This is a genomic window from Verrucomicrobium sp. BvORR106 (assembly GCF_000739655.1).
GTDB lineage: Bacteria > Verrucomicrobiota > Verrucomicrobiia > Verrucomicrobiales > Verrucomicrobiaceae > Verrucomicrobium.
The window spans coordinates 64,985-71,999 of sequence record NZ_BATR01000117.1 but is presented as its reverse complement, the minus strand read 5'-3'; the positions used below and the strand labels follow the sequence as shown (position 1 = coordinate 71,999).

Below are 7,015 nucleotides of genomic sequence, written 5' to 3'. Positions count from 1 at the left end.
GCGTAGCAGACGGCCCTGCTCAGGTATCCACCCCTTGACGAAGCCAGCACCCCTTCCAAGGACGTCGTATTCAACCCCGCACCTCCCAGTCCCGCGCTGGTGGCATACAGCAGACGGGAGGGGGTGGCAGTGGATGGTGGGGAGGCGACGGGATTCAAAGGAGCGCTAGTATCTTGAGGAGATACGTCTCTTCAAGGCGCAAGACGCAAAGTTGCCAATTCTCGCCGCTTCGCCCTCCCCTGCGCGGCAGGAATCAACCAAGCTGCAAGGTCTGATCCACCCTGCGGCGAATCTCGTGGAACTGCTCCGCCATTTCCGGCTTCCGCACGTCCAGATTCCAGGTGGGAATCAGTTCGCTCATGCGGCGGCTGCCTTCGGGGGAGTCTAGCAGGTGAGGAAAGCACTTCTTCACGACGTCCAGCACGATATTGACAGAGACGGAGGCCCCCGGTGAAGCGCCGAGCAGGGCCGAAAGGCTGAGATCATCACTGGTGATGACCTCTGTGCCGTAGTGCACAATCCCCGCCTTGCCATCCGTTTTCTTGATCGCCTGCACCCGGATCCCTGCATCAATGAGCTTCCAGTCCTGCTCACGCGCGGCCGGATAGAAGACATGAAGGACATCCAGGCGATCCTGCATGCTCTGAGTGCCCTGTTGTACCAGGTATTTCACGAGGCTCAGGTTGTGCAACCCCACGTTCACGAGAGTGAAAAGGTTGTCCGGACGGATTGAACCAGGGAGATCCAGCAGACTTCCCTTCTTGTTGAGAAACTTGGTGGTCCATGCTGCGAACGGACCAAACAGCAAGGTTTTCTTGCCATCCAGCATGCGGGTGTCCAGATGCGGCACGGCCATGGTCGGTGCAGCTTCCAGCGGCTGGCCGTAGACCTTGGCCTGATGGCGCTCCACGATCTCTGGATTGTCACAGATGAGCCACTGCCCACCGATAGGAAATCCTCCCAGCCCTTTGGCCTCCGGAATGCCTGACTTTTGCAGCAGGGGCAAGCTCCCGCCCCCTGCTCCCACAAACACAAACTTGGCCTCATTGGTGCGAACCTGGCCCGTAGCCAGATCCTTGATCTCCAGCGTCCAGCCCGAAGAACCACGTTTAAGGTCTGTCACCCGGTGGTTTGAGGCAATACCACAGCGATCCTGGGCTCCCAGCCAGTTGAGCAGCTTCCTGGCAATAGCACCGAAGTTCACATCCGTGCCGTTGTCCATCTTGGTGGCAGCCACCGGTTCATCCCCCCGCCCGTCCATCAACAGCGGTGCCCAGCTCGCGATGACCTCCCGGTCTGTAGTGTACTCGATGCCGCGGAAGAAGTGATGCGCAGCCATCCCGTCACAGCGGGCATGGAGGAAATCCACCATCTCCTGCCCGTGCACAAAGCTGAGGTGAGGGACCGGATTGATGAATTCCTTGGGTCCTGAGATCATGCCGCTGGCCACGGCGCTGCTCCAGAACTGCTTGGACTGCTCAAACTGCTCAAAGATGTCGATGAGCTTCTGCACATTTACCGAGCCGTCTGCCTCCCGTTTGGGCGTGTAGCTGAGTTCGCAGATCCCGGCGTGGCCTGTCCCAGCGTTGTTCCAGCCGTGCGAACTCTCCTGGGCCAGATCTTCCGTCACCTCATAGACCTGGATGGAGAGGCGCGGATCCAGCCGCTTCAGCATCGCCCCGAGGTTGGCCGACATGATGCCGCTGCCGATGAGGATGATGTCAGGCTTCTCGATGTGGGTGTTATATTTCATGGGTGCGGTCGGACGGAGGATGCTCGCCTGAGATCAAGGGTCTCAGCAACCAAACTCTTGCAGCCAGTGGTGACAAAACCTGATCAAAAAGACACTTCTGACTCCCCGGGCAACTCAAACTTTGGCCCAGAGAAGCCGCCTCTCGCCGCCCCACCATTCGGTCCAGACTTGTGGTTTCACCTTGCCCCCGGCTGCGTTCCTTGCTCTGAATTGCAATAGAGCCTGACCGGTGCGCGTTACTTTCCGCCCCTTCTGAGCTTTCCTCACCTCTTTCCCTCCCCTCCTCCATGGCACTCCTGACGGATCGCAAGACTCAACCACAATACGATGTCATCGTCGTCGGCTCCGGTGCGGGCGGCGGGATGGCCGCCCTGCAACTCTCTCTGAACGGCATGAAGGTGTTGATGCTCGAAGCCGGGCGCAACTACGAGCCGATGAAGGAGACTCCGATGTTCAACACACCGGAGATGGCCCCCCTGAGAGGTGACCGCACACCGGACCGTTTCTTTGGTTACTATGACGCGACTGTAGGCGGCGGCTGGCAGGTTCCTGGTGAGCCTTACACGAACAAAAATGGAACGGAAGGCTCCTTCTGGTGGTGGCGTGCCCGCATGCTCGGTGGCCGCACCAATCACTGGGGACGCATCTCTCTCCGGTTTGGTGAACATGATTTCATCCCCAAGTCACGCGATGGCCTGGGCTACGACTGGCCGATCCGATACAACGACATCGCGCCATGGTACGACAAGACCGAGATGCTCATCGGTGTGTACGGCGAGAACTGCGGGATCGAGAATGCACCGGACTCCTCACCAGGGGTGCTGCAACCTGCCCCGAAACCTCGCGTGGGTGATCTGCTGGCCCGCAAGGCGGGCAAAAAGGTGGGCGTGCCGATCGTGGCCGCCCGTCGCGCGGTGCTCACCAAGCCCATGAACGGGCCCAAGATCGCCAAGGAACTCTTCCCCAACAATCCCAAGGCGCAGGAGATCATGGGCACGGACATGTCCATGCGTGCCCCGTGCTTCTGGGCCACAGATTGTATCCGCGGCTGTTCCATCCGGGCGAACTTCCAGAGCACGACGGTGCTCATCCCGCCAGCGCTGCAGACCGGAAATCTGGACATCATCACTGACGCCATGGTCCGCGAGGTGATCGTGGGCAAAGACGGCCGCGCCACGGGGGTGCACTACATCGACAAAGTGACCCGCAAGGACGCCGTTGCCAAAGCACGCGTGGTGATCCTGGCGGCGAGCACCTGCGAGACCACACGCATCCTCATGAATTCCAAGGGGAAGGACGGCAGCGGCCTGGCCAATGCCAGCGGGCAGCTGGGCAAGAACCTCATGGACAGCGTCGGCACCAATCTGGGTGCGCACATCCCTGCCCTGGAAAACCTGCCGCCCTTCAACGAGGACGGCGCCGGGGGCATTCACGTGTACACCCCCTGGTGGCTGGTTCGTGATCATAACAAGCTCGGATTTGCCCGCGGCTACCACATTGAGATGGGCGGCGGACGCCGCATGCCCAGCGTGGGCAGCCTGGGCGTGCTGGACAGTAAATCACCCGGGGTTTACGGGACCAAGCTCAAGGAAGATGCCCGTCGATACTTCGGAGCCAGCTTTGGCTTCTCCGGCCGCGGTGAGATGGTACCCAACAAGGACTGCTACTGCGAACTGGACCCATCCGTGGTGGACCAGTGGGGCATCCCCGTCCTGCGCTTCCACTGGAAGTGGAGCGATCACGAGATCAAACAGGCTGAGCACATGCAGCAGACCTTCGCGGAGCTCATTGACCTCATGGGAGGCACAGCGAAGCCCAAGTCCGGCCGGGATGCCATCCAACGCCCGGGCGAGATCATTCACGAGGTGGGCACCGCCCGCATGGGTCCGGACGAAGCCACCAGCATCGCCAACCAGTATTGCCAGACCTGGGAGGTGAAGAACCTCTTCCTCATGGACGGGTCCGTACTGCCCTCGAACCCGGACAAAAACCCGACTCTCACCATCCTGGCCCTCGCCTGGCGTGGCAGCGAGTACCTCATGGAGGAAATGAAGCGCGGAAACATCTAACCATCAGCCCGACCATGGCCCTTTTCACTCGATCTCTCATTCTTGTCGCCAGCTTGCTGCTGGCGGTTGCTGGTGACGCAGCTGAGCCAGTGATCATCAAGTTCTGTGAGGTGATGGAGAGCCCTGCGGATGATGTCATCTCTGTCACGGGACCCGACGAATCAAAGGACAAGCTGCTGATCCGCAAGGCTCCCAGCATGGACTCGACCGACATCAAGGAAGCTCGCGTGGTCCAATCGCCAGACGCCCCAGTCGGACAGCAATGGAGGCTCATGATCGAATTCACCGACTCCGGCTCCAAAAAGTTCGCGGCACTGACCACGTCCTTGATCGGAAAGCGCCTGGCCATTCTCGCCAATGACAAGGTGTTGACTGCGCCCATCATCCACTCATCCATCACCGGCGGCAAAGCCGAGATCTCTGGGATCTTCACCGAGCAGGAACTGAAGGATCTGGCAGCTGCCATGATGCTCGGGATCCAAAACTCCAAAGGGGCCGGAGGTTAGCCTCAATGGATCTCTTGATGCCATCGCCCCTCTCTGCCCCCTCCGCTCCCAAACCTTTCTTATTCTCCTAGTTTCTCATGTCTGACAACCGTGCCCCCCTTTCCCGCCGCGACGCCCTAAAGTGGTTTGCCGGCACCGCAGCCGGTACCGCCGCAGCCCCAGCCGTGCTGGCCGCTCCCAATGAGACGGAACCTTCGCCTCCGGCAATATCCACCCGCAGTCCGATTCACGACCCGGACTACATGAAGCCCGCGGTCTATCCGTGGACCAAGCTCTTCTCCCCCGAAGAGCTGAACACGACCAAAGTCCTCGCCGACATCATCCTGCCCAAGGACAACCTCGGCCCCGCCGCGAGCGAGGTGGGCGTGCACGACTTCATCAACGAATGGTGCAGCGCCCCCTATGATGACAAGAAGGACGACTGCGATGTGATCCGTGGCGGCCTGGGCTGGCTCAATACCGAGAGCTTCCGGCGGTTTGAAAAGACCTTCGTGGAGCTGACCTCGGCCCAACAAACGGCCATCGTGGATGACATCTGCAACCCTGCAGACGTCAAACCCGGCCTCAAGGTGGGAGTTAGCTTCTTCCGACTCTTCCGCAAGCTCGCTCTGGGTGGCTACTACACCCACAGCGCCACCTGGAAACAACTGGGCTACGTGGGGAACATCAGCCTCCCTGGTGACTACCCTGGTGTACCTCAAGAGGTGATCAAATTGCTGGGCCTGGAAGACGTGGTCTGAAGCTGAAATCCACCTGCGACAAAACAAAAGCGCCCGCCTCCGAACAGGAAGCGGGCGCTTTGCATTTGGGAGCGATGCTCCGCTGAACTATTTCATCGCCCGGTTCACAGCGCTGACTACAGCCTTGATGGAAGCCAGCTCGATGTTGGTATCCACCCCTGCGCCCCAGACGCTTTTGCCGTCAGGCAGCTTGATCTGGATAAAGGACAACGCACTGGCGCCTGTGCCCTCGCTCAATGACTGCTCGCGGTAGGTCGCGATCTCAAAGGCGGGAGCCCCGCTCTTGGCCAGACCATCCACAAACGCCGCAATAGGGCCATTGCCCTCGCCAGTGACCTCCACCTCCTGCCCGTCCCGGAAGACGCTAGCGCGGCAGCGGAACACTCCCGTGGTGCCATCTGCATGGAAGTGTTTCAAAGAGAACGGCTGCTCACGCTCGATATACTCGTTCCAGAACATGGACTTGAGCTCGGCAGCGGTCACTTCGCGCCCCAGGCGATCCACCTCATCATTGGCCAGCGGACCAAATTCCCGCTGCAAATCCTTCGGCAGTTCGATCCCAAACTCGGCCTCCAACAGGTAGGCCACGCCGCCCTTGCCGCTCTGGCTGTTCACACGGATCACCTCACGGTATTCACGACCGATGTCCTTGGGATCAATGGTCAGATAAGGCACGTCCCAGACGCCGCCCTTTTGCTCCCAGCCAGTCAGCCCTTTCTTGATGGCATCTTGGTGGGAACCGCTGAAGGCGGTGAATACCAGCTCTCCGGAATAGGGATGGCGCGGAGGCACTGACATGCCAGTGCAGCGCTCATACACCTCGCGCAGGGCATTCAGGTTCGAGAAGTCCAACCCTGGATCAATGCCGTGCATGTAGAGATTCATCGCCACCTGAACGATGTCCAGATTGCCCGTACGCTCACCGTTGCCGAACAAGGTGCCTTCGACACGATCAGCCCCAGCCAGCAGGCCCAGCTCGGTGGCCGCTGTCCCAGTGCCACGGTCATTGTGAGTGTGCAGACTGATGACCAGAGATTCGCGATTGCGAATGTTGGTGGCGATCCATTCGATCTGGTCCGCATACACATTGGGCATGGCGACCTCCACCGTATCCGGCAGATTCAGAATCATCTTCCGCTCCGGCGTAGGCTGCCACACATCGATCACCGCCTCAGAGATCTCCTTGGCAAACTCCACCTCCGTCGCGCTGAAACTCTCGGGAGAGTACTGCAACGAGACATCGGATCCCGCCAGACGTGGCAGCCGATCCTTGATCATTTGCGCACCGCGCACGGCCATCTTCACGATGTCCGCCTTCTCCATCCCGAAGACATAGCGGCGCTGCGCTGGCGACGTGGAGTTATACAGATGAATGATGACTTTCTTGGCCCCGATCAGCGACTGGACCGTCTTTTCAATCAGGTCTTCACGCGCCTGCACCAGCACCTGCACGGTCACGTCGTCCGGGATTCGTCCATCTTCAATCAAGCGACGGTTGAAAGCGAACTCCGTATTGGAGGCGGAGGGGAAACCCACTTCGATCTCCTTGAAGCCGCACTTCACGAGTGCATCAAACATCTCCAGTTTCTGGGAGACATTCATGGGCACCGCCAGCGCCTGGTTGCCATCACGCAAATCCACGCTGCACCAACGGGGTGCGCGGGTCATGACTCGAGAGGGCCATTGTCTGCCAGGCAGATCGATGGCGGGAAATGGACTGTACTTTTGAGAAGCGGGAACAAACATGGAAATGGGAATAGAATAAATGAAGAGAAACGCGCCCCTGACAAGCAGGAGGCAAAGAGAAACCGATGTATGAGGCCACCTTCATGGGTGGCGGGAGGGGAGAGATCAGTGGGCCGCCAACCCGAGTCGCAGGAGACCGGGAAGAAGATTCAGGCTGTGCACTGTCAAGGACATGAGAGAGCCACAGACTATGCATCCCGT

At 59.6% G+C, this 7,015-nt stretch carries 5 protein-coding genes; 3 read left to right on the top strand and 2 right to left on the bottom strand.

Annotated features, from left to right (window positions below; all coding sequences use genetic code 11):
- Positions 1-253 precede the first annotated feature (253 nt).
- Complete coding sequence (mqo, locus tag BV106_RS21435) at positions 254-1,753, bottom strand: malate dehydrogenase (quinone) (protein ID WP_038168073.1); 1,500 nt, start codon at positions 1,751-1,753, stop codon at positions 254-256.
- A gap of 287 nt (positions 1,754-2,040) precedes the next feature.
- Between mqo and BV106_RS21430 the strand changes: the two genes are divergently transcribed.
- The 3 genes from BV106_RS21430 (at position 2,041) to BV106_RS21420 (ending at position 5,068) form a co-directional block, all read left to right on the top strand.
- Positions 2,041-3,822 (top strand): GMC family oxidoreductase, encoded by a 1,782-nt coding sequence (locus tag BV106_RS21430; protein ID WP_038168071.1) that lies wholly within the window; start codon positions 2,041-2,043, stop codon positions 3,820-3,822.
- A 14-nt stretch (positions 3,823-3,836) separates the two neighbouring features.
- Positions 3,837-4,328 carry a hypothetical protein gene (locus tag BV106_RS21425; RefSeq protein ID WP_038168068.1) on the top strand — a complete coding sequence of 164 codons (492 nt, stop codon included), beginning with the start codon at positions 3,837-3,839 and terminating at the stop codon, positions 4,326-4,328.
- Positions 4,329-4,405: 77 nt separating this feature from the next.
- Complete coding sequence (locus BV106_RS21420) at positions 4,406-5,068, top strand: gluconate 2-dehydrogenase subunit 3 family protein (protein ID WP_038168065.1); 663 nt, start codon at positions 4,406-4,408, stop codon at positions 5,066-5,068.
- Positions 5,069-5,155: 87 nt separating this feature from the next.
- On the opposite strand, the gene leuA is transcribed toward BV106_RS21420, so the two are convergent.
- Positions 5,156-6,814 (bottom strand): 2-isopropylmalate synthase, encoded by a 1,659-nt coding sequence (gene leuA, locus BV106_RS21415; RefSeq protein ID WP_038168063.1) that lies wholly within the window; start codon positions 6,812-6,814, stop codon positions 5,156-5,158.
- Between the last annotated feature and the right edge of the window lie 201 nt (positions 6,815-7,015).

Coding starts and splice junctions, on each gene's coding strand:
- mqo (WP_038168073.1), bottom strand. CDS start 1,753: ATGAAATATAACACCCACATCGAGAAGCCTGACATCATCCTCATCGGC.
- BV106_RS21430 (WP_038168071.1), top strand. CDS start 2,041: ATGGCACTCCTGACGGATCGCAAGACTCAACCACAATACGATGTCATC.
- BV106_RS21425 (WP_038168068.1), top strand. CDS start 3,837: ATGGCCCTTTTCACTCGATCTCTCATTCTTGTCGCCAGCTTGCTGCTG.
- BV106_RS21420 (WP_038168065.1), top strand. CDS start 4,406: ATGTCTGACAACCGTGCCCCCCTTTCCCGCCGCGACGCCCTAAAGTGG.
- leuA (WP_038168063.1), bottom strand. CDS start 6,814: ATGTTTGTTCCCGCTTCTCAAAAGTACAGTCCATTTCCCGCCATCGAT.